The sequence below is a fragment of the Brachybacterium avium genome (assembly GCF_002216795.1).
Classification (GTDB): Bacteria; Actinomycetota; Actinomycetes; order Actinomycetales; family Dermabacteraceae; genus Brachybacterium; species Brachybacterium avium.
Genome location: NZ_CP022316.1, coordinates 2377286 through 2397063 on the forward strand (window position 1 = coordinate 2377286; position 19778 = coordinate 2397063).

Here is a 19778-nt window from a genome sequence, read left to right on the forward strand (position 1 = left end):
TCTCCGCTCCAACGGATTTCGAAGGAGGGCCCCTATGAGCAGCTCCGCTTCGGCCCCATTTTCGACGCCCAGTCGATGTTCTGTTGCTGGAACCGGACATCCCTCCAATTTGCCGCGTACCTCTGAGAATCGCATTGCTTGCGACAGTCATGAAGATGTGCTCCGCTCACCCCCGCACGGCCGCCACCGTCGCACTGCCCGCACCCAACACCCGCGCCTGCTCCTCCGCCACCAGCCGCTTCGCGATCGCCACGTCGCCCGTCTCCACGGCGTCCAGATCGGAGTCCTTGGTGGCGGATTCGCGCGCGTACTCGTCGAACACCTTGGTCTTCTCGCCCAGCAGCTCGACCACGCGTGGATCTACTCCCTCGTCGGAGAGGAGCCGGTGCACCTGCACGGAGCGTTGCTGGCCCATGCGGTAGGCGCGGGCGATCGCTTGTACTTCGAGCGAAGGTTTGAGCTGCGGTTCGCAGATCACCACCACGGAGGCTGCCTGGATGTTGAGTCCTTCGCCGCCGGCTTGAATCTGGGAGATGAGCACGCCTCCTCCTGGAGCGCTGGAGAACTCATCGATGATCTCCTGGCGCCGCCCCGCGCTCACTGCACCGCTGATGGGGCCGTGCACGGTGCCCGGCAGAAGCTCGCTGAGCGAGTCGATCACGGTGCGGAAGAACGAGAAGACGATGACCTTGCGGCTGTTCGCCTTTGCATCGTCAACGATCTCCTGGAGGCGCTCGACCTTGTTGGAGCGAGTCCCCGCCTCCATTGCCGCGCGTCGCATGCCCATGAAGTTCCCGGCGGCGACCTGCGCCTCGTAGGCACGCTGGTCCTCGCTGGAGAACTCGATCCAGTCCGCGATCTCGTTGAGCTCGGGCAGCTCCTTCAGCACGTCCTCCTGGTTGCGCCGCAGGTATGCAGGGGCGATGTGCTGTCGGAATGCCACCGGCAGCAGCCCCTCGGAGGAGCGGGCGAGGGAGGGGTCGAGGTAGCTGAGCAGCGTGCGGAACTCCTCGAGCCGGTTCTCGATGGGAGTGCCGGTCATGAGGATCGCGTGGGAGGCGCGCTCCAGCTGTGCCACGCTGTTCCGGGTTCGCCTCGCCTCCGGGTTTTTGATCTTGTGGGCCTCATCGACAACGACGGTGTCGAGCCGGTCGAACTCGCCAGAGCGTAAGAGACGGCCCAGCGTCTCGAAGGTCGTGACGGCGACCCCGCCATGGCGCTGCCAGTGCGATGCGGCCGTGTCCCGCTCTGCGCCATGCAGACGGTGTGCGGCGATCGAGGACTTCGACTCGATCTCCCGGATCCAGTTCGCGACCACTGCTGCCGGACAGACCACCAGCGTGTGGCTCTGACCCCTTCGGGTGAGATGGGCGATCGCCGCCAATGCCTCGATCGTCTTCCCCAGCCCCATCTCGTCGCCGATGATCACCTTCCGCTGACGGACGATGAATCGAGCGGCGAAGTGCTGGTACCGGCGCAGACTCTCCAGCGTGAGCAGCTCGGTGTCCAGCTCGACGCTCTCCACCAGCCGGATCAGACGCTCGGGAAGGTCACCGTGGGTGTTCTGGGCGAGGCGATCCTCGTAGCCTAGCTCTGTCAACAGGGCGAAGTAGTCGCTTGGCCGTGCGGTGAAGTCCTCGTCCACTCCGGCGGCAAGTCGTGCACACTGCTCCGCGTCCAGGTGCAGCCCTGCGTTTCGCGCCTCCTGTCGCTGTACGAAGGAGCGCAGGGAATCCTGGAGGGCGCGACCCTGGGAACCGTTCTTCCCGATGAGGAGCGCAGGCGCATGGCCGGCCTCTGAGGAGTAGGGGGTGGTCCATGTGCCGTGCTGCGTCGCTTCGGCGACGCGACGGGCGAAAGCCTCCATCCGCAGGCTCAGCTGCCGGTCTGCGGTCGCGCCACGTTCACGCAGCCGGTGGTCGAGCAGCGCCTTGAGGGCGCATCGCAGGTTGGCTGCGTCCGGGATCTCTGCTGCGAGGTCGATCTTCGCCTGCTCGCGAGCGTGCCCTTGCACCTGCTGCGCCGCGATCGCCAGAGTGTGCGCGGTGTCGGAGCCGATGCCGTCGAGCGCGGCGAGCCTGGCAGCGTGCCAGCCCGCGAGATCGGCGACGGAGAGTATCCCGGCTCGTTCGAGTGCCTTTGAGGGAAATCTGCCGACGGAGACCCGGGTGCGGAAATGATCCATGTCGATGTCCGCCAGCAGCGCCTGGGCGGACCCGTCGACGACGGTCTCTGCTGCGGCACGTGCGCCGTCCTCGAGGACAGCACCCTCGCGGGCTGCCTCGGCGCTCGTGAGCAGGGCAATGGTGATGTCGCGCAGCTCGTGCGTGGGCAACACCATGATCCCGCTGCCGTCCGTTCCGAGCGCTGCGGCGGTCGCCTGACGGAGATGGTCGGGATCGAGCGCGGAGCCGGCGTTATCGACGGGCCGTGCGCGTGCGAGGTCGCGCTGCGTCTGCGGTGTGCCCGCGAATTCGAGATGCGCCATCAGGCCCGAGGTGGCGCGGTCCCGTGCCTCCGCATCCGGTGCGCGACCGAGGAGCCGGCGGAAGAGGCCTTGCGGGGTGGCGAGCGGGATCGCCTCGGGAATATAGCCGACGAGCTGCTCGAGCCAGGAATCGAAGGGCGGCGGCAGGGCCTCCAGCTGCTGCGCGGCGAGCTCTGCATGGAAGAGGTCGGCATCGCGCGGGAGGAGCGGGAGGAGCCGGCCGTGGATGCCGTCGACGGCGGCGGGGGTGCCTTCGCCACTCGGCACGAGGTCATGAGCCGCGGGCAGGAGCAGCGGGACCGCGCGCTTCTCGAGGTGGTGTCGCGCCTCATCGCCGGCGTCCCGGGTGGCCTGTCGGGCTGTCAACAGAGCACGGGCCTGGTCCTGTAACGCGGTGGCGTCGGTGACCACCTGTGCTCGGTCGGCGCGGGTCAGATCCACCATCGTGTCAGGCGCCGACCATGCGTGCGAAGGCCTCTTCGGTGATGATCGGGATCCCGTACGCGCGGGCCTTGGCCGCCTTGCCGGACTGCGAGTTCGGATCCGCAGCCACCACCAGCGCGGTCTTCTTGGTGACGCTGCCGGGGACGTAGTCGAGCTCCCGGGCGAGAGCTTCCCATGAAGCACGGTCGCGGACCATGGCGCCGGTGAAGACGATCCGGTCACCGGGAGCGAGGTCGATGCCGGCCGTGCCGAGCCTCAGGGCAGCTCCATGTCCGCCAGGAGCATTGCCGTGTCCACTGCCGCCAGCAGCGTCGAGCGACCGGATGCTCGTGGCAGCCTCGAGCGCGCGGACGACGTCCCCCTCCCGTAGTCCCAGCGCTGTGGCGATTCGGTCCAGGTCGCTGCGCTCCTGCTCGGTGACCACTCCGTCCTCGAGCGCGACCTCCGCCATCGCGTCGAGATATCGCCCGTGCAGGTCCAGAACGGCGCCGCGGGTAAGTCCCAGGGCGTATGCGACCTCGACCAGTGCGTCCTTCTCGTGCTCGGCGAGCACACCGTCGAGCAGAGCGCGCTCGAGGGTCTCGAGGTAGGAGTCGACACGCGCGTCCGCCGTGCGCGGCATCCGCGAGAGGATCCGGTCCAGCCAGGCGTCGGGTCGTGCGGAGAGGGTGGCTTCGCGGGGGTGCACCCGCGCTGGAGCGCCGGTCACGGGGAGGGCCAGATCTGCGCCGAGGAGATTTCGTGCTCCTCCTGCCAGGGGAGCGTACCGCTGCCCTCGAGCAGCGAGAGGTAATGGCCCAGCAGTTGCGCGGTGGCGCGGGCGTCGGCCAGCGCGGAGTGCGCGTCCACGAGCTCGATGCCGCTGGCGGCACAGCAATCGGCGAGCTTGCGGGACGGCGCCTCGAGGAAGACGCTCGACCACTGCATCGTGCAGAGCCCGGACAGCGGCAGCAGGGCGGGCGTCATCTGCGCCTGCAGCAGCTCCGCCTCGAGGAAGCGCAGGTCGAACGGAGCGTTGTGAGCCACGATCGTGCGGCCCTGCACGCTCTCCAGCAGTATCGGAGCGAGGTCGCGGAAGTGCGGGGCACCGGCCACATCGGTGGCAGTGATGCCGTGAACGTGCGAGTTGCTGATGTCCCGGCCCGGGTTCACGAGCGAGGCCCACTCGCGTTCGATCTCGCCACTCTCCGAAACCTCCACGACCCCGATCTCGAGGATGCGGTGATGTTTCGCTGGCGAGAATCCAGTCGTCTCGAGATCGATGACGGCGTACCCGGTCAAAGCTCCTACCTTCCTACGGCTCTCCTGGTCACACAGAGCTTTCCACCGGGACCCGACAGTTGTAGGAGAACTGTGGTCTCGAGATGATGACGATCTCGGCCGGCGTGGGGGTCGATAGAGGACTATGCGAGCTGCGAAACTGGTGTCCGAGCATGTCCAAGGGTGCTCGGCGCGAGATCCGTCGCTGCCCTTCGGCGGTGCTCACACCAGGACGAATGGTTCGGTCGACGCCCCTGAGTCGAGTGCGCCCCTCAGCAGCTCACCATGCGGTCGTGATGCTCTCTCACGTCCTGGTTGTTCCGGTTCCCAGTCTCCGCTCGGCGCTCCATCGGCTCGAGTTTCAAGCTCTGCCGCCGCGCAGCAGTTGAGTTCCGAACAGTGGCGTAACGCGGTGCCCCCGTGATCGTCTCTGACGAGGGCGCGGCCGGCAAGGGCATGCTGGTATGGATGCTCGGAGTCCCGGCAAAGTCGCTCGAGGTGGACGAACCGGAACGAGGCGCTGAGCTGTCCGATGAGGACCTCACGGCCGGCCGCAGCAGCAGAGCTGGCTCGCTGAACCAGACCCTCACACCGCTGCGAAGCACCCCGCCGCCACAGGCGCCTCGTGGTCGTCCTCGGCGGTGAGTCCCTGCCTCGGAACCTTCCGCGTGATCGCCTCAGGCCACCCGTACCGAGATCTCGACCGGCTCCACGGGTGCCTCGAGCGTTCCATGGCTCTGGTCGCAGTCCTCTTCGACCTCTCGGGTCCGCGTGCAGTACAGCACCCGCACCGTCGTCTCACCGGCGGCGAGCCCGTGGATCTCGACGGCGAACTGCTGGGTGCTGCCTGGGGCCTGGGTGCTGTCGGACGCCGGCTCCACGCCGAACACCTTCTCACCGATGGCGACGTCTGCCTCGACGATCGCGGGATCGCCCATGGAGACCACGCCCCAGTAGTCGCCCACGCCGAGCGATCCCTCGGGCAGGGAGACCTGCACGATCTCGCCTGCGGTCACCTCGACCGCGGCCGTGCCCTCCGGCAGGAGGGTGCCCTCGCTCGGTGCGGCCTGCGTCGTGGTCGCCTGGTCGCTGGGTTCCGTGCTCGGGTCCTCTCCGACCGGGAGGAGCGAGCATCCGCTGAGCAGGACCGCGCCCGTCGCCGCGAGGAGGACCCGTCCCCGGCGGGCGAGGCGCGCTCTGCGCGAGACCGTCGCGCCGGGTCTCGTCATCGCTGCCTTCCTGATGGGGGCCACTCCCCATTCCCTTCGCCCGAGATCGAATCCACTGTGCCATGGAACACGATCGCAGTTGCTCGAGGACGGCCGCCCGATGACCGTGGACAACGGCGGGATCACCGAACCGGCGCATGGCGAGATCGCCGGTGAACATGCGTACAAGGTCTCCGCCGTGGACGTGGAGAACGGCACGGTCACCGTGGTGAACCCCTGGGGCGATGAGGAGCCTGTGACGATGAAGTACGACGAATACGTGGACACCTTCCAGGGCACTGCCGTGGGCAGGACCGAGGCGCCGTCGCTCGGAGACCGCTTCGGAGAGCTCTTCGACGGGACCAGCGGTTACTGACTTACGGGTCAGCGTGGGTCGCAGTGTCCTCACCCTCGACGATGTGACGCGGGCACACGTCAGACGTGGTCGCCTGCGATGACGACGCTGGACCTGACAGCGTGGCGTTTGCGGCCCTGGGTCCGGAGCACACGAACATTCGGGAAGCTCGGCCCCGGGCCCGTCCGGAGACAGCGGCTCACCCCGCGACTGCCTCCACACCCAGCCGCTCCTGCTCCTCCGTGGGCCGCGGCGTAGGCATCGCTGAGCGCCGAATGCGCCTGCTGGTTCGTGAAACCCATTGCGGCGCAGCAGTCCCCGAGCTTCCTGCGATGGGCGACCTGATCGAGCGGTCCCACGAGAACCCCTTCCGGCCAGCGGCAGATGAAGACGTGATCATCGCAAAATGGGCTGACGGGCAGCGCGGCGTCGTGACAGTTCGTTTGTCAGAGTTCGTGGTCTGTCGGAGCCCGTGGGGAGACTGCCGGTGATGATCCGCCGAACAGCGCGGGCCCCAGGACGAAAGGATGCGCCGAAGTCGGCGGCGCAGGTGATGACATGACCATGCCTCCCTATCGCTACGACGGCGGAACGCCGAGCGACAGCGCACCCGCCGGCCCCGGCACGTCGTCCGGACCCCCGGCGGCGACAGCGACCTCGGCGCCGCTCGCCACGGCCGCGCTCATCGTCTGCATCGCCGCGTTCGTGCTCGGGCTGGTGCCGCTTCTCGGTGCCGCGCTCGGGCTCGTCGGCATCGTCCTGGTCATCGTCGCAGCCCGTCGTGGGCTCGCGACGAAGCGCACCTATGCCGGTGCGCTGGCTGCGGCCGTCGGCGCTTTGGCATCGATCGCGGCGTCCATCGCGCTCGTCGGCCTCGTGCTGACCCCGAACGATCCCGGCACCTCGGGGCCGACGGTCGCTGCGGAGGGGATTGAGGAGGCCGACCAGGACGTGGATACCGAGACCGAGACCGAGACCGAGCCGTCGGACCCGGCGGAGGAGGATTCCGCCCCCGAGGCGGACCCGGTGACGGAGAACGAACCGCTCGCCGAGGAGGAGCCCGTCGCCACGCAGGAGGCGCCCCGCGAGCCGACGGAGGGGCCCAGCCCGGCGCCGACCGAGGCGCCGGATCTCAGCATCTACGAGGAGCTGGACGAGCGCACCCTCGCCCAGATCGTCAAGGCGCCGGATGACCACCTCGGGCGCCAGGTGATCGTCTACGGCGCGATCACCCAGCTGGACGCCGCGACAGGCAAGTGCTTCGTCCGGATCTCCATCGCCGAGGCTCCGCAGGATGCTTGGTACGACTATGAGCACAACTCCGTCGGTTTCGCGGGCGATGGCGAATCCGACTGCCCGGTGCTCGACCCCTTCGTCGCCGACGACGAGGTGAAGCTGTGGATCACCATCGGCGGGAGCATCAGCTACGACACCCAGATCGGCGGCAGCACGACCGTGCCCGCCTACCTGATCGATGAGGCCGAGCTGCTGTGATCTCCGCAGGGGAGCGCGGGGTACGGGAACCACGTCTCCTTCGACGATCCGATGCCGGCGAGCGTCTTCGTGCAGGCGATCCACAACCCTCATGTACTAGAACTAGTATCCAGATGTACAGTGGTGTCATGGCCGACGTGACCCGGACCCAGCTGAACCAGCAGACCGCTCGTGTCCTCGCCCGCGTCGAAGCCGGCGAGGAGATCACCGTGACCGATCGTGGCCGCCCTATCGCCCAGCTGAGCCCGGTGCCCTCGGACCGCCGGGCGCGTCGGTTGGCCACGGGCGCGCTCCGCCGCGCGCCGGAGCGAGGCATCCCGGAGATCCGCAGCCCGTTGCGCGGATGGAGCACCGAGCAGATGCTCGAGGACATGCGCGGGGACCGGCCGTGATCTACCTGGACACCTCCGCGGCGTACAAGCTCCTCAGCCGGGAGCCCGAGGTGAGCGAGGTCGAGGCGCTGTTCGCTGAGGGGACCGAGCTGCTGTCCTCGCGGCTGCTCGAGGTCGAGCTTCAGGCGACCGTGCTCCGCCGAGGGGGAGCGCTGGAGGACGTCGCGGCGATCCTGCGCCGCGTGGAGCTCGATGCGGTCGACGACGAGATCATCGACCACGCCTTGTCCCTGCAGGCGGGGCTGCGCGCGATGGACGCACTGCACCTGTCGACCGCGCTGCTGTACGGGACGGACGTCTCCGCGATCGCGACCTATGATCGCGAGCTCGCCCTCGCGGCCGAGCGGCACGGCCTCGCCATTCATCGCTGACCTCGGCCCGGTCGCTGCCCAGAACCGGTCCTGGCTGCTCACGCCGCCCCCAGGGCTCGGCGACGCCCCGCTCGCGGAGGACCAGCCGAACGTCATGCACATCGACGCCGTCGCGCTCGCCGAGGGCACGGAAAGACCCGGCCTCGCGCACCTCCGATGCCAGTACCGTGGCCCCATGTCTTCGGATGACCCCACCGATCATGAGCTCATGCGCCACTTCCGCGAGCAGCTCGGCACCATGAGCCACGAGGAGATCCATGCGGTCCTCGCCGGCCTGCTCGACCCGTCGGGCGGGGAGATGGCGCGCCCCACGCGGCCAGACCTGCGCCGTCCGCCCTTCGGTGAGCCGGCGCTGCTCCGGGTGCGGGTGGACCTCCAGCACGCGGTCCCACCGATCTGGCGCCGGCTCGAGCTGCGCTCGGACCTCACCCTCGAGCAGACGCACGAAATCCTCCAGACTGCCTTCGGGTGGTTCGACGCGCACCTGTGGCGCTTCGCCGCCGGCGGGCACCCCTTCGACCTCGACTCGCAGCTGTTCCTGTGCCCGTACGACGTCGAGGATGGGGAGGACGACGGGCTCCCCGCCTCGCAGGTGAGGCTGGACGAACTGCTGCAGGTCGATGGTGATCGCCTGGCCTATGTCTATGACTACGGCGACGACTGGCAGCTGCGGTTGCGCCTGGAGTCGGTGCGCCCGGCGGCGGATGGGTCCCCGCCGGTTCGGGCACTCGGGGGTCGGCGCGCCGCGCCGCCCGAGGACTGCGGAGGGCTCACCCGCGCCGAGGATCTCGCCGAGGTGCTCCCGGATCCGGCGCATTTCGACCTCGCCGAGCTCCAGCAAGCCCTCGAGATCTCCGATCTCGACCCCACCGCGTACGGAGCTTCTCCCGTCCTGACCGCAGTGCTGACCCGCCTGCCTCCCTCCTCGCTGCGGGAGGACCTGCTCGCGCGGGCGCTGCTGATGACCACGGCCACCGAACCGCCGGAGCTGGACGAGCTCCGCACCGCGCTGCGCGGGATCTCCTGGTTCCTCGACCGCGCGGCCGCGGGTGGCCTGCCGCTGACCTCGGCCGGCTATCTCACGCCGAAGGAGGTCGAAGCGGCGAGCCAGGTGGTGCCCGAGATGGCCGACTGGATCGGGAAGAACAACCGCGAGAACCTGGCGCTCCCACTGCTCCATGTGCGCGAGGCTCTCCAGCATCTGAAGATCCTGCGGAAGTTCAAGGGGCAGCTGCTGCCCACCCGTCGGGCGCTGCCCGCGGCGGAGGACCCCGGCGCCCTGTGGTCCCTCCTCGCCGCCTCCCTGATCCCAGCCCCAGGCTCCTTCGAGCACGACGCCACCGTGCTGCTGCTCGCCCACATCGGCTCCACCCCGAGCGGCACGGCAGTGGACCCGGAGGCGACCCCGACAGCGCTCGGGCGGCTCGGCTGGCGGACCCCTGAGGGGGTCGTCGATCGCTGGATGGTGCGCGATCTGCCCGCCGCCACCGTGCTGCGGAATATCACTCCGGAGCAGGGGCGCCGGGCGGTGCGCGGCGGCTGGTCCGATGCCGCGCGGGCGCTCGCGCGGGCGGCGCTCGCGCTCGGGTGAGCCCCTCAGATACCGCACGTCCAGTCGGGCTCGGGGAGCGCCACCGCTGTCTGCCCCGGTGCTCACTATGGGTCGGTGAAATCGAACCGGAGGGCCCTGTTGCGGGGAGTCATGTAGGCGTCGCCGGGACCAGGCAGCGATGCGCTGCGTCCACGAGGCCAGAGCCATGTCGAGCTCGAAGCTACTCTAAGATTCTTCGAGTAGCTTCGAGTAGCTTCGAGCAGCTTCGAGTCGGCACCGACGGCCGTTGCACTCTTCACGGCAGTGACCATGTGGCACGGGGGTCGCGAGGCGACTTCCCGTCCCAGCGGATCACTCCGCTGGTGCGCATCTCCTCGAGCTGCGCCCGCACCCAGGGGCGGGAGCGTCCGGTGGCCGCGACGATGTCTCCGGTGCCGAGCGGGTGATCGCCGCGGCGAAGCACGGTGAGGATCTCTTCAGCCCCTCGGGGCAGTGCCGCCTGCTGTTCGGGACTCATGCGGCTGAGCGCAGTCAAGGTGAGGCGCACGCTTCCGCTGGTCTGGTGGTAGTCGGGATCCGTGAGGCCGACCAGGCGCATCTCCTCGAACATGCGTCGGATGCCCTCTCCGCGTTCCTGGGTGATTCCGAGGTCGGCGCACACGCGCGCGATCCGAGGATTCCGTGCGTATCTGGCGATATCCAGCGGCTTGGTGGGTCCGCGAGTCCAGGGAATCGGCCGGGGCTCTCGATCTCGATGCGTGAAGGGAAGATGTCCACACGGATGTGGTCTCCCGCCATCGAGTAGCTGCGACGCACGACGGCATTGACGAAGCCTTCGAACCAGGCGTCCTTCGGTACGAGGGAGTGGTCGGTGAACCGACCGCCGGACCCGAGAGCTCGGCGGTGCGGCATCCATGACTCGATACGCGCAGCGGCATCATCGATGACGCGGGCGATCGGCCCCTCGAGGCGCACATCCATGCCGGACTCGACGGTCTGGCGCCGGCCGGTCCCGGCGATGTCATCGCTGAAGCGCGTGACGCGGACGTGCGCCTGCGGAAGCCAGTCCTGCGGGCGCTTGCCGAGCAGGAGGACCGCGGCCTGGGTGAGCGTGCCGTCCCGGCGAAGCAGGCTCCGTGCCTGGAGCGCAGTACGGTCATCAGCGGCCGCACCGATCGACTCGCGAAACTCGGTGAGCTCTTCGGTGTCGAGGTCCTCGATGGTGGCACCGGTGGCCGGTTCGTATTCGAACTGTGCGCTGCCGCGGTCGTAGTCGAGCTCACGGCGCTGGGGGTAGGAGAGCTTCTTCGATTCGTCTCCGACGCGCAGGAACACGTCGCCGTTCACGGTCTCGTGGACGTGCTCGCTCGGAGGGATGTCGATGCGGAGGACGGAGCGGTCGCCATCGAGTGGCAGTCGATTGACGTGTGTGCGCACCGGAGGAACCGTGAAATCGATCCCGGCCTGTCGGAGCGGGTTCTCCTTGTCGACGGTGATCACATCACCCCTGGCGCAGCGCCGCCCGAGCCGTCTCGCGCACCGGGTCCGTGGGCGCCTCGAGCAAGGACGACGGGGTCTGGCTGAAGCTCCAGTCGGAGCAGGACGAGCGCGGCGCCCGGGTCCCGCACCGGGACGTCGCCCTGGTGCTCGAGCACTACGCAAGGTGGTGCCGCCGGTGCGGCCGCCCCGTCGTCTTCCGGCCCCTGGACGTGCCCGGGCACTGAGTGCAGTGGGAGCGACCTTCGCTCCCCAGCGCGTCCGCCTCGCGACCACCAGGCCGGCATCCACCACCCTTGAACCCCACCCCACCCAGTGCTACGCTCCCGCATGGAAACGTTTCCATCAACGCTGATGACGAGGAGCCGCAGATGTCTCGACCCACCATCAAAGACATCGCCGCCGAGGCGGGCGTCGCGCTCGGCACCGCCTCGCGCGCCCTCTCCGGCAACGGCTCCGTCGCCACCGAGACCCGCGAGCGGGTGCTCGCCGCGGCCGAGCGGCTGGACTTCATCCCCAACGCCCAGGCCCGGGCCCTGCGCTCGGAGCGCACCGAGACGATCGGCCTGCTGATCCCTGATGTGCGGAACCCCTTCTTCGCCGAACTGGCCCACGTCGTCGAGCGCGAGGCCCGCTCCTCGGGCCTGTCCGTGGTGCTGTGCAGCGCGAACGAGGATCCCGAGCTGATGCGCCAGTACATGCTGGTGCTGCGCCAGCAGCGGGTGGACGGGATCATCGTCGCCCCCTTCTCCACCGCCCACGACACCCTGCAGGCCGTCAAGGGCGCCGGGATGCCGCTGGTGTTCGTGGACCGCACCATCCCCGGCATGGATGTCCCCGCCGTCGTCTCCGACACTGGGGCCGCGATCCGTGACGCCGTCCACGCCCTCGTCAGCGGGGGAGCGCAGCGGCTGGGGTTCCTCTCCGGCCCCGCCCAGGCCTCCACCGGCGTGGAGCGGCTTGCCGAGTTCACCGCCGCGGTCGAGGACATCGGCATCGAGACGGTCGTCCAGCACGGCGACTTCCAGGAGGAGGCCGGCCACGACGGCATGCGGGCCCTGCTCGCCGCCGGGGTGGACGCGGTGCTGGCGGCGGATTCCCGGATGACGCTCGGCGCCGTGCGGGAATGCCTCGAGACCGGGATCGTCCCCGCCCGCGACCTGCCCTTCATCGGCTTCGACGACATCGCCCCCTTCGCGCTCCTGCAGCCGCCGCTGCCGCTGATCTGCCAGGACCTCGAGGGCATGGCCACCACCGCCGTGCGCCTGCTGAACGCTCAGCTTCGCGGCGAGACCCCCCGCACCGAGCACCGCCTGCCCGCCCACCTGCGCCTGCCCACCGGCGAGGCGCTCACCAACCCCTCCACCTCCACGGAAGCCGAGGTCCCACACCATGACTGACGCGCAACCCGCCCTGCTCACCCTCGAGGGGGTGAGCAAATCCTTCGGCCCGGTCACCGTCATCGATGACGTCACCGTGCATGTCCGCGCCGGCCAGGTCGAGGTCCTCCTCGGCGAGAACGGCGCCGGGAAGTCCACGCTAATCAAGATGATGTCCGGCATCTACCAGCCGGGCGCCGGCCGGATCCTGGTCGACGGCTCCCCCGTCCAGCTGCCCGATGTCAGAGCCGCTGAACGGCACGGCATCGCCACCATCCACCAGGAGCTGAACCTGGTGCCCCAGCTCAGCGTCGCCGAGAACATCACGCTCGGCCGCACCCCGAAGCGTTTCGGCATGGTCGACCGCCGCCGGATGCACCAGATCGCCCGGGACGCGCTCGAGCAGATCGGTCTCGACGTCGACCTCGATCAGCCCGTCGGCGAGCTCGGCATCGCCCGCCAGCAGCTGGTCGAGATCGCCAAGGCGCTCTCCCAGAACGCGCGCCTGCTGATCCTCGACGAGCCGACCGCCGCCCTCACCGGGCGCGAGATCGATGCCCTGTTCCGGGTGGTCGAGGATCTGAAGAGCCAGAACGTCGGCATGGTGTTCATCTCCCACCATCTCGATGAGATCCCCCGCATCGGCGACACCGTCTCCGTGCTGCGCGACGGCAAGTTCATCGCCACCGTCCCCGCCGACACCTCCCAGGACGAGCTCGTCTCCCTCATGGTGGGCCGCGACATCGCCGACCAGTTCCCCCGCAAGCGCCCCGAGACCCAGGGCGAGGTGCTGCTCGAGGTCGAGGGCCTGACCAGCGAGGGCACCTTCGAAGGCGTCGACTTCACCGTCCACGCCGGAGAGGTGCTCGGCATCGCCGGGCTCGTCGGCGCGGGACGCACCGAGGTGCTGCGCGCCGTGTTCGGCGCCGATCCCTACGACGCCGGCTCCGTGACCCTGCAGGGCCGGCCCCTGCGCAGCCACGACGTCGGCCGCTCCATCGCCCGGGGCCTGGGCCTGGTGCCCGAGGACCGCAAGACCCAGGGCCTGGTGCTGGATGCGGGCGTCGCCGAGAACGCCGGCTACGCCACCCTGCGCTCCACCGCCAAGAGGGGCCTCGCCGACCGGCGCGGCCAGCGCCGCCGCGCCGCGAAGGTCACCGAGCAGCTCTCGGTGAAGATGGCGGGCCTGGACCAGCCGATCCGCAACCTCTCCGGCGGCAACCAGCAGAAGGTCGTCTTCGCCCGCTGGGTGATGGCCGGCTCCACCGTGCTGCTGCTGGACGAACCCACCCGCGGCGTCGACGTCGGCGCCAAGGTCGAGATCTACGAGCTGATCAACGAGATCACCGAGGCCGGCGGCGCCGTCGTCATGGTCTCCAGCGAACTGCCCGAGGTGCTCGGCATGAGCGACCGCATCCTCGTGATGAGCAACGGCCAGGTCGCCGGGACCCTCGACGCGAACGACGCCACCGAGGACTCCGTCATGAGCCTCGCCGTCTCCGCCATCTCGTCGGCCGTGACCGACGAGGACCCCACCACGCCGACCGCCGAGGCGTCCTGACGGGCCCCGCCCGCCGCCCCACCCTCCCCTCCGAAAGGAGCCGCGGCATGACCGCGACCACTACCTCACCCAGCCCCACCACCCGCAAGGGCCCCACCACCCTGTCGCGCCTCGGCCACTGGGCGATGAACAACGGCGCCCTCGTGGGCCTGATCCTGCTGTGCATCGGCCTGTTCATCGCCACCCCGAGCTTCCTGACCGTCCCGAACCTCATCAACATCGGCATCCAGGCCTCCGTCGTCGCGATCCTCGCCTTCGGCATGACCTTCGTGATCGTCACCGCCGGCATCGACCTCTCCGTCGGCTCCGTCGCAGCGCTCGGCGCCGTGGTCTCCGCCTACTCCTTCGCCTCGCTGAACCTGCCCGGCATCCTCACCCTCGTGGTGGGGCTGCTGATCGGTGCACTGGCCGGCGCGATCTCGGGCCTGTCCATCGCCTACGGCAAGCTGCCCTCCTTCATCGCGACGCTCGCGATGATGAGCGTGGCCCGCGGCCTGACCCTCGTCGTCTCCAACGGCACCCCCATCACCACCTCGAAGTCCGTCTCCTTCATGGGCGGCAGCCTCGGCGGCTTCCCCGTCCCGATCCTGGCGATGGTGGTCGCGGGGGTGGTGTGCTGGTTCATCCTCACCCGCACCGTGCTGGGCCGCTCCATGTACGCCATCGGCGGCAACGAGGAGGCCGCGCGACTGTCCGGCCTGCCCGTCAAGAAGATCCTCGTGATCGTCTACGCCCTCTCCGGCCTGTTCGCGGGCCTCGCCGGGATGGTCCTCGCCGGGCGGCTCTCCTCCGCCGGCCCCCAGGCCGGTGTCGGCTACGAGCTGGACGCGATCGCCGCCGTCGTCATCGGTGGGGCGTCGCTGGCCGGCGGCTCCGGCCGCGCCACCGGCACCCTGGTCGGCGCGATCCTGCTGGCCGTGATCCGCAACGGGCTGAACATCCTCAACGTCTCCTCGTTCTGGCAGCAGGTCGTGATCGGCCTGGTGATCGCCCTGGCCGTCGGCTTCGACGTGCTGCGCCGCAAGACCTCCCGCTGACCCACCCCACCACCCCACTGACAACCCACGGGAGCCCGAGCTCCCCGCAGAGAAGGAGATCGCCATGATCACCATCACCAAGTCCATGACCAGCCGCCGCGGCCTGTTCGCCCTCACCGCCGCGGCCGCCGCCGGCGTCACCCTGACCGCCTGCAACCGCGGCGGCGGCGAGGCGGAGGGCGGCGGCCAGCGCGTCATGCTCGCCGTCTCCACCCAGACCAACCCCTTCTTCGTCGAGCTCGTCGAGGGCGCGAAGGCGGAGGCCGAGGCCCAGGGCGTCACCCTGGACATCCAGGATGCCTCCGACGACTCCGCCACCCAGGCCAACCAGCTCGCCAACGCCATCACCCAGGGCATCTCCCTGGTGATCGTCAACCCCACCGACTCCGACGCCGTCTCCACCTCCGTCGAGGCGCTGAACAACGCCGACATCCCGTCATCGCCGTGGATCGTGACGCCACCTCCGGGGAGCTGGCCAGCTTCGTCGCCTCGGACAACGTCGCCGGCGGCACCCAGGCCGCCGAGGCGCTCGCCGCCGCGATCGGTGAGGAGGGCCAGGTGATCGTGCTGCAGGGCGTGCCCGGCTCCTCCGCCTCCCGCGACCGCGGCCAGGGCTTCACCGAGGGCATCGAGCAGTTCTCCGACATCACCGTGGTCGCCCAGCAGACCGCGAACTTCGACCGCGCCGAAGGCCTGAACGTGGCCACCAACCTGCTGCAGGCCAACCCCGACGTGGTCGGCATCTTCTGCGAGAACGACGAGATGGCGCTCGGCGCGATCGAGGCGCTCGGCGACCGCGCCGGCTCCGAGGTGATGGTGGTGGGCTTCGACGGGACCGAGGAGGGCATCGCCGCGGTCGCCGACGGCACCCTGGAGGCCACCATCGCCCAGCAGCCCGCCGAGCTCGGGAAGCAGTCCGTCGCCGAGGCCGTCAAGGTCCTCGCCGACGAGGATGTCGAGCCCGAGGTCTCCGTCGAGGTCGTCACCATCACCGAGGACAACGCAGGCGAGTTCGAGTGAGCCCCGCAGACACGATCGCGGTGGTCGGGTCGATCAACGTCGACCTCAGCGCCCAAGTGGCCCGCCACCCCCAGCCGGGGGAGACCCTCCACGGCCGCGGCGGACAGATGACGCCCGGCGGCAAGGGCGCGAACCAGGCCGTCGCCGCCGCGAAGCTCGGCGGGAGCGTGCAGATGATCGGCGCCGTCGGCACCGACGCCCAGGCCGAGGTGGGCCTGTCCGGCCTGCGCGCGGCCGACGTGGGCCTGGACGGCGTGCGCGAGATCGAGGGGCCGACGGGCCTGGCGATCGTGACCGTCGCCGAGGACGGCGAGAACACCATCGTGGTGATCGCCGGCGCCAACGACGCCGTGGACGCCGCCCAGGTGACCGCCTCCCGCGAGGTGCTCGAGGGTGCGGCGATCGTGGTGTGCCAGGGCGAGATCCCCCGAGACGGGATCGAGGCCCTGCCCGCTCTCGTACAGGGACGGTTCCTGCACAACCCCGCCCCGGTCATGGAGCTGGACCCGGCCGTGCTGCGGGCCTCCGACCCGCTGGTGGTCAACGAGCACGAGGCCGCCCTGGTCCTCGCGCAGCTGACCCCCGAGATGGACCCGCCGCAGCAGCCGGAACTGATCGCAGGCGCCCTGCGCGCCGCCGGCATCGCCTCCGTGGTCCTGACCCTGGGGGCGCAGGGCTCACTCGTGGCCGACTCCGACGGGACCCACAGGATCCCCGCGGCGCCGGTGACCGCAGTGGACACCACCGGCGCCGGCGACGCGTTCATCGGCGCGCTCGCCGTCGGCCTCGCCCGCAGCGAGTCCCTCCCGGTCGCGGCCCGCTTCGCCTCCCGGGTCGGGGCCTTCGCCGCCACCGGCCACGGCGCCCAGCCCAGCTACCCCGGCAGCGAGGACCAGCTGCCGCAGCTGGACGGAGCAGGGGCATGAAGCGCCGCGGGATCCTCCACCCCGAGCTCAGCGCGCACCTGGCCCGCCTCGGCCACACCGACACCTTCGTGATCGGCGACTGCGGCCTGCCCATCCCGCCGGGAGTGGCGCGCGTGGACCTCGCCGTGACCCTCGGCGTGCCCGGCTTCGCCGAGGTGACCGACTCGATCCTCGCCGAGATCGAGGTGGAGGCCGCCGTGATCGCCGCCGAGGCCGCGGGCTCCCCGGCGGGGGAGGTGCTTCGGGCGCGGTTCCCGGGCGCCGCGAGCGTGGCGCACGAGGAGTTCAAGCAGCTCACGGCCCAGGCGCGCTTCGTGGTGCGCACGGGGGAGACCACCCCGTTCTCGAACGTGATCGTGCGATGCGGGGTGCCGTTCTAGACGCAGCGTTCCCCTCAGGATCCAGCCCCGCAGCATGCCGGCCCAGGCGTCGGCCGTGCTGCGGGGCTGACCCGCACGAGGACCTGCTACTGCCGGTCGTCGATCGGCTCGACGTCGTCGGGCTCTTCGGGGACGTGCGGGCTGGGATCGGTGTGCGGCACGCGGGTCGGCGTGATCACGGACTCGTAGGCGTGCTCGTTGGAGTACTGCAGGAACGCCAGATGCGCCTCGTACCGGTCGATGACGTCGTCGATCACCTGCTGGGACGTCAGCCCCATGAGGTCGTACCCCTCCGAGCCGGTCTGCGTGAACACCTCGAGGCGGTAGTACACATCCGCGCCCCGGGACATGCTGCGGGCACCGAAGGTGGGGACGGCGGCCTGCACGGGCGCGACCCGGTACTGGAAGTCCCGCTGCCCCTCGGGCATCGTCACCACCAGCGTGTACTCGGAGATCGCGCCGCCGGCTCCGGGGCCGGTCGTGAGCGAGGCCGTGTAGCCGAGCTTCGTGAACTCCGCCGAGACGTCCCGCAGCGCGGGGGAGATCACGTCGGTCTCGAACCGTGCGACGGCGCGCTCGGTGGGGTAGGACCGGATCTGCGCGAGCCGCTGCCGCCACGTCTTCTCGGGCGCGTGGCCGCCGTGCGCGGCGACCTGCGGCGTGCGCCTCGTGATCCCCTCGCGTTCGGCGCGTTCCATCCGCAGCACCTTCGAGAACGAGGCCATCACCAGATAGACGATGATCGTCACCGGCAGCGCGAAGATCAGCGTCGCCAGCTCCATCGTGCGCACGCCCCCGGCGATCAGCATCCCGATCGTCAGCACCGCCGTGACCAGCGCCCAGTAGATGCGCAGCCACTTCGCGCCGTCCTGCGCGGGATCGGGGATGGAGGAGGAGAAGTTGGCCATCACCATGGCGCCGGAGTTGGCGCTGGTGAGGTAGAAGAGCATGCCGGAGAGGGTGGCCAGGCCGATCAGGAAGCTCGCCCCGGGCAGGGACTGCAGCAGGGCGTACCAGCCGTGCTGCGGGTTGGCCATCGCGAGCGCCGCGAACTCGGAGTCCCCGTCCAGCACCTTGCGCAGTGCGGAGTTCCCGAAGATCGTCACGATGAGGAAGTCGCACAGCACCGGCGCGGTGATCGCCGCGATCACGAACTCGCGCAGTGTGCGCCCGCGGGAGATGCGGGCGAGGAACAGGCCCACGAACGGCCCCCACGCGAGCCAGAACGCCCAGAAGAACAGGGTCCAGCTGCTCATCCATTCGGCGCCGCCGTCGACGTATCCGAAGGTCTCCAGGGTCCGGGCGGGCAGGGTGAAGACGAAGCGGCCGATGTTCTCGACCATCGTGCTGAGCAGGAAGGCGGTGTTCCCGCTGATCAGGATGTACGCGATCATCGCGCCGGCCACCCAGAGGTTCAGCTCGGAGATCATGCGGATCCCCTTGTCGACCCCCGAGGTGCAGGCCGCGATCGTCATCACGACGGCGACGGCGACCAGCGCGATCTGCAGCGCCAGACCCTCGGGCAGCCCGAACAGGAGGGAGAAGCCGACGTTCAGCAGGACCACCCCGATGCCCATCGAGGTGGCGACGCCGAAGACGGTGCCCACGAGGGCGAAGATGTCGATCGCGTCGCCCATCCGGCCGCGGACCCGCTTGCCGAGCAGCGGGTACAGGGCCGCGCGGATCGACAGCGGCATGCCCCAGCGGTAGGCGAAGTACCCCATCGCCATGCCGAGCAGGGCGTAGACGGACCAGCCGGCGATCCCGTAGTGGAACATCGTCCAGATCACCGCATCCTGCGCCGCCTCGGCGGATTCCGGCGTCACCGACGGGGGAGCGATGTACTGCGTGACCGGGCCGGTCACCGAGTAGAACAGCATGTCGATGCCCACCCCGGCGGCGAACAGCATCGAGACCCAGGTGAACAGGTTGTACTGGGGCCGGGAGTGGTCCGGTCCCAGCCGGACCCCGCCCTCCTTGGAAAAGGCGACCCAGAGCACGAACAGGATCGCCAGCGTGATGGTCAGCACGTAGAACCAGCCGAGGTTCACGGAGATCCAGTCGACGGCGAGGTTCATCGTCCCGGCGGCGTGGTCGGGGGAGAGGATCGCCCAGACCGAGAACGTGAGGATGATCAGCGATGCGCTGACGAAGACCAGCCAGTTGATGCGCGGCTGCGCACGGTCGGCGAAGTCCGCAGGGCCCTTGGTGCGCAGCTCCGTGCTCGAGGACGGGGGCGCGTGTCCTTGTCGGCGGTGCGGCGCTCGGTGGCGCCGAACTGGCCGCGCTGGACTTCCGGTGCGGGCAGGTGCTCCGCGGATCGCTGCGCGTCATCGGGCTCCGGCACGTCGTTCTCCTTTCGCTCGAGGGGCGGCGTCCGAAGCGTACCTCCGGTGCGTCGTGACCTGCGGGGG

The 19778-nt window shown here is 69.7% G+C and carries 18 protein-coding genes and 1 pseudogene; 12 read left to right on the forward strand and 7 right to left on the reverse strand.

Annotation, left to right across the window (positions count from 1 at the left end; translation table 11 throughout):
• Positions 1–166: 166 nt before the first annotated feature.
• From CFK39_RS10635 to CFK39_RS10650, 4 genes are all read right to left on the reverse strand, one after another.
• Positions 167–2932 (reverse strand): DEAD/DEAH box helicase, encoded by a 2766-nt coding sequence (locus CFK39_RS10635; RefSeq protein ID WP_089065435.1) that lies wholly within the window; start codon positions 2930–2932, stop codon positions 167–169.
• A 4-nt stretch (positions 2933–2936) separates the two neighbouring features.
• A complete protein-coding gene (locus tag CFK39_RS10640) occupies positions 2937–3641 on the reverse strand; it encodes a BRCT domain-containing protein (protein ID WP_089065436.1) in 705 nt (234 codons plus the stop codon).
• Positions 3638–4213, reverse strand: a complete 576-nt coding sequence (locus CFK39_RS10645; protein WP_157697140.1) for a 3'-5' exonuclease — start codon at positions 4211–4213, stop codon at positions 3638–3640. Before CFK39_RS10645 ends, CFK39_RS10640 begins: the two co-directional genes overlap by 4 nt.
• Before the next feature lie 656 nt (positions 4214–4869).
• A complete protein-coding gene (locus tag CFK39_RS10650; RefSeq protein WP_089065438.1) occupies positions 4870–5421 on the reverse strand; it encodes a hypothetical protein in 552 nt (183 codons plus the stop codon).
• 100 nt (positions 5422–5521) lie between these two features.
• Here CFK39_RS10650 and CFK39_RS10655 point away from each other — a divergent pair, with 100 nt between their 5' ends.
• The 5 genes from CFK39_RS10655 to CFK39_RS10675 all read left to right on the forward strand — a co-directional run bounded on the left by CFK39_RS10655 (position 5522) and on the right by CFK39_RS10675 (position 9603).
• Positions 5522–5776 (forward strand): hypothetical protein, encoded by a 255-nt coding sequence (locus tag CFK39_RS10655; protein ID WP_089065439.1) that lies wholly within the window; start codon positions 5522–5524, stop codon positions 5774–5776.
• A 537-nt stretch (positions 5777–6313) separates the two neighbouring features.
• Positions 6314–7249, forward strand: a complete 936-nt coding sequence (locus CFK39_RS10660; RefSeq protein ID WP_089065440.1) for a hypothetical protein — start codon at positions 6314–6316, stop codon at positions 7247–7249.
• A 128-nt stretch (positions 7250–7377) separates the two neighbouring features.
• Positions 7378–7641: a type II toxin-antitoxin system Phd/YefM family antitoxin gene (locus CFK39_RS10665; protein ID WP_089065441.1), complete on the forward strand. Its 264-nt coding sequence runs from the start codon at positions 7378–7380 to the stop codon at positions 7639–7641.
• A complete protein-coding gene (locus tag CFK39_RS10670; RefSeq protein WP_157697141.1) occupies positions 7638–8012 on the forward strand; it encodes a type II toxin-antitoxin system VapC family toxin in 375 nt (124 codons plus the stop codon). Before CFK39_RS10665 ends, CFK39_RS10670 begins: the two co-directional genes overlap by 4 nt.
• 175 nt (positions 8013–8187) lie before the next feature.
• On the forward strand, positions 8188–9603 hold the full coding sequence (locus CFK39_RS10675) for a plasmid pRiA4b ORF-3 family protein (RefSeq protein ID WP_157697142.1): 1416 nt from the start codon (positions 8188–8190) through the stop codon (positions 9601–9603).
• A 256-nt stretch (positions 9604–9859) separates the two neighbouring features.
• Here CFK39_RS10675 and CFK39_RS17505 read toward each other — a convergent pair whose 3' ends face one another.
• Positions 9860–10207 (reverse strand): hypothetical protein, encoded by a 348-nt coding sequence (locus tag CFK39_RS17505; protein ID WP_420836220.1) that lies wholly within the window; start codon positions 10205–10207, stop codon positions 9860–9862.
• On the reverse strand, positions 10096–11064 hold the full coding sequence (locus CFK39_RS16910) for a putative DNA binding domain-containing protein (RefSeq protein ID WP_245822484.1): 969 nt from the start codon (positions 11062–11064) through the stop codon (positions 10096–10098). The genes CFK39_RS17505 and CFK39_RS16910 overlap by 112 nt, the downstream gene beginning before the upstream one ends.
• Before the next feature lie 47 nt (positions 11065–11111).
• On the opposite strand from CFK39_RS16910, the gene CFK39_RS16265 reads away from it, so the two are divergent.
• The 7 genes and pseudogenes from CFK39_RS16265 (at position 11112) to rbsD (ending at position 17364) form a co-directional block, all read left to right on the forward strand.
• Positions 11112–11288, forward strand: coding sequence for a hypothetical protein (locus CFK39_RS16265; protein ID WP_157697143.1), 177 nt, complete (start codon positions 11112–11114; stop codon positions 11286–11288).
• Between the two features lie 144 nt (positions 11289–11432).
• Complete coding sequence (locus tag CFK39_RS10690) at positions 11433–12461, forward strand: LacI family DNA-binding transcriptional regulator (protein WP_089065446.1); 1029 nt, start codon at positions 11433–11435, stop codon at positions 12459–12461.
• The gene (locus CFK39_RS10695) at positions 12454–14001 is read left to right on the forward strand and encodes a sugar ABC transporter ATP-binding protein (RefSeq protein ID WP_089065447.1); all 1548 of its coding nucleotides are present in this window, start codon (positions 12454–12456) and stop codon (positions 13999–14001) included. Before CFK39_RS10690 ends, CFK39_RS10695 begins: the two co-directional genes overlap by 8 nt.
• Positions 14002–14048: 47 nt before the next feature.
• Positions 14049–15038 (forward strand): ABC transporter permease, encoded by a 990-nt coding sequence (locus tag CFK39_RS10700; RefSeq protein WP_089065448.1) that lies wholly within the window; start codon positions 14049–14051, stop codon positions 15036–15038.
• 196 nt (positions 15039–15234) lie between these two features.
• A pseudogene (locus CFK39_RS10705) lies at positions 15235–16058 on the forward strand (substrate-binding domain-containing protein).
• Positions 16055–16984: a ribokinase gene (locus tag CFK39_RS10710; RefSeq protein WP_089065449.1), complete on the forward strand. Its 930-nt coding sequence runs from the start codon at positions 16055–16057 to the stop codon at positions 16982–16984. Before CFK39_RS10705 ends, CFK39_RS10710 begins: the two are co-directional and overlap by 4 nt.
• Positions 16981–17364: a D-ribose pyranase gene (rbsD, locus tag CFK39_RS10715; RefSeq protein ID WP_089065450.1), complete on the forward strand. Its 384-nt coding sequence runs from the start codon at positions 16981–16983 to the stop codon at positions 17362–17364. Before CFK39_RS10710 ends, rbsD begins: the two co-directional genes overlap by 4 nt.
• Positions 17365–17450: 86 nt before the next feature.
• On the opposite strand, the gene betT is transcribed toward rbsD, so the two are convergent.
• On the reverse strand, positions 17451–19580 hold the full coding sequence (gene betT / locus CFK39_RS10720) for a choline BCCT transporter BetT (RefSeq protein ID WP_172805702.1): 2130 nt from the start codon (positions 19578–19580) through the stop codon (positions 17451–17453).
• Between the last annotated feature and the right edge of the window lie 198 nt (positions 19581–19778).

What these genes read in the sequence shown, in the direction of transcription:
- CFK39_RS10635 (WP_089065435.1), bottom strand. Translation starts at nt 2,932, where the DNA reads ATGGTGGATCTGACCCGCGCCGACCGAGCACAGGTGGTCACCGACGCC.
- CFK39_RS10650 (WP_089065438.1), bottom strand. Translation starts at nt 5,421, where the DNA reads ATGACGAGACCCGGCGCGACGGTCTCGCGCAGAGCGCGCCTCGCCCGC.
- CFK39_RS10655 (WP_089065439.1), top strand. Translation starts at nt 5,522, where the DNA reads ATGACCGTGGACAACGGCGGGATCACCGAACCGGCGCATGGCGAGATC.
- CFK39_RS10660 (WP_089065440.1), top strand. Translation starts at nt 6,314, where the DNA reads ATGACCATGCCTCCCTATCGCTACGACGGCGGAACGCCGAGCGACAGC.
- CFK39_RS10665 (WP_089065441.1), top strand. Translation starts at nt 7,378, where the DNA reads ATGGCCGACGTGACCCGGACCCAGCTGAACCAGCAGACCGCTCGTGTC.
- CFK39_RS10675 (WP_157697142.1), top strand. Translation starts at nt 8,188, where the DNA reads ATGTCTTCGGATGACCCCACCGATCATGAGCTCATGCGCCACTTCCGC.
- CFK39_RS10690 (WP_089065446.1), top strand. Translation starts at nt 11,433, where the DNA reads ATGTCTCGACCCACCATCAAAGACATCGCCGCCGAGGCGGGCGTCGCG.
- CFK39_RS10695 (WP_089065447.1), top strand. Translation starts at nt 12,454, where the DNA reads ATGACTGACGCGCAACCCGCCCTGCTCACCCTCGAGGGGGTGAGCAAA.
- CFK39_RS10700 (WP_089065448.1), top strand. Translation starts at nt 14,049, where the DNA reads ATGACCGCGACCACTACCTCACCCAGCCCCACCACCCGCAAGGGCCCC.
- rbsD (WP_089065450.1), top strand. Translation starts at nt 16,981, where the DNA reads ATGAAGCGCCGCGGGATCCTCCACCCCGAGCTCAGCGCGCACCTGGCC.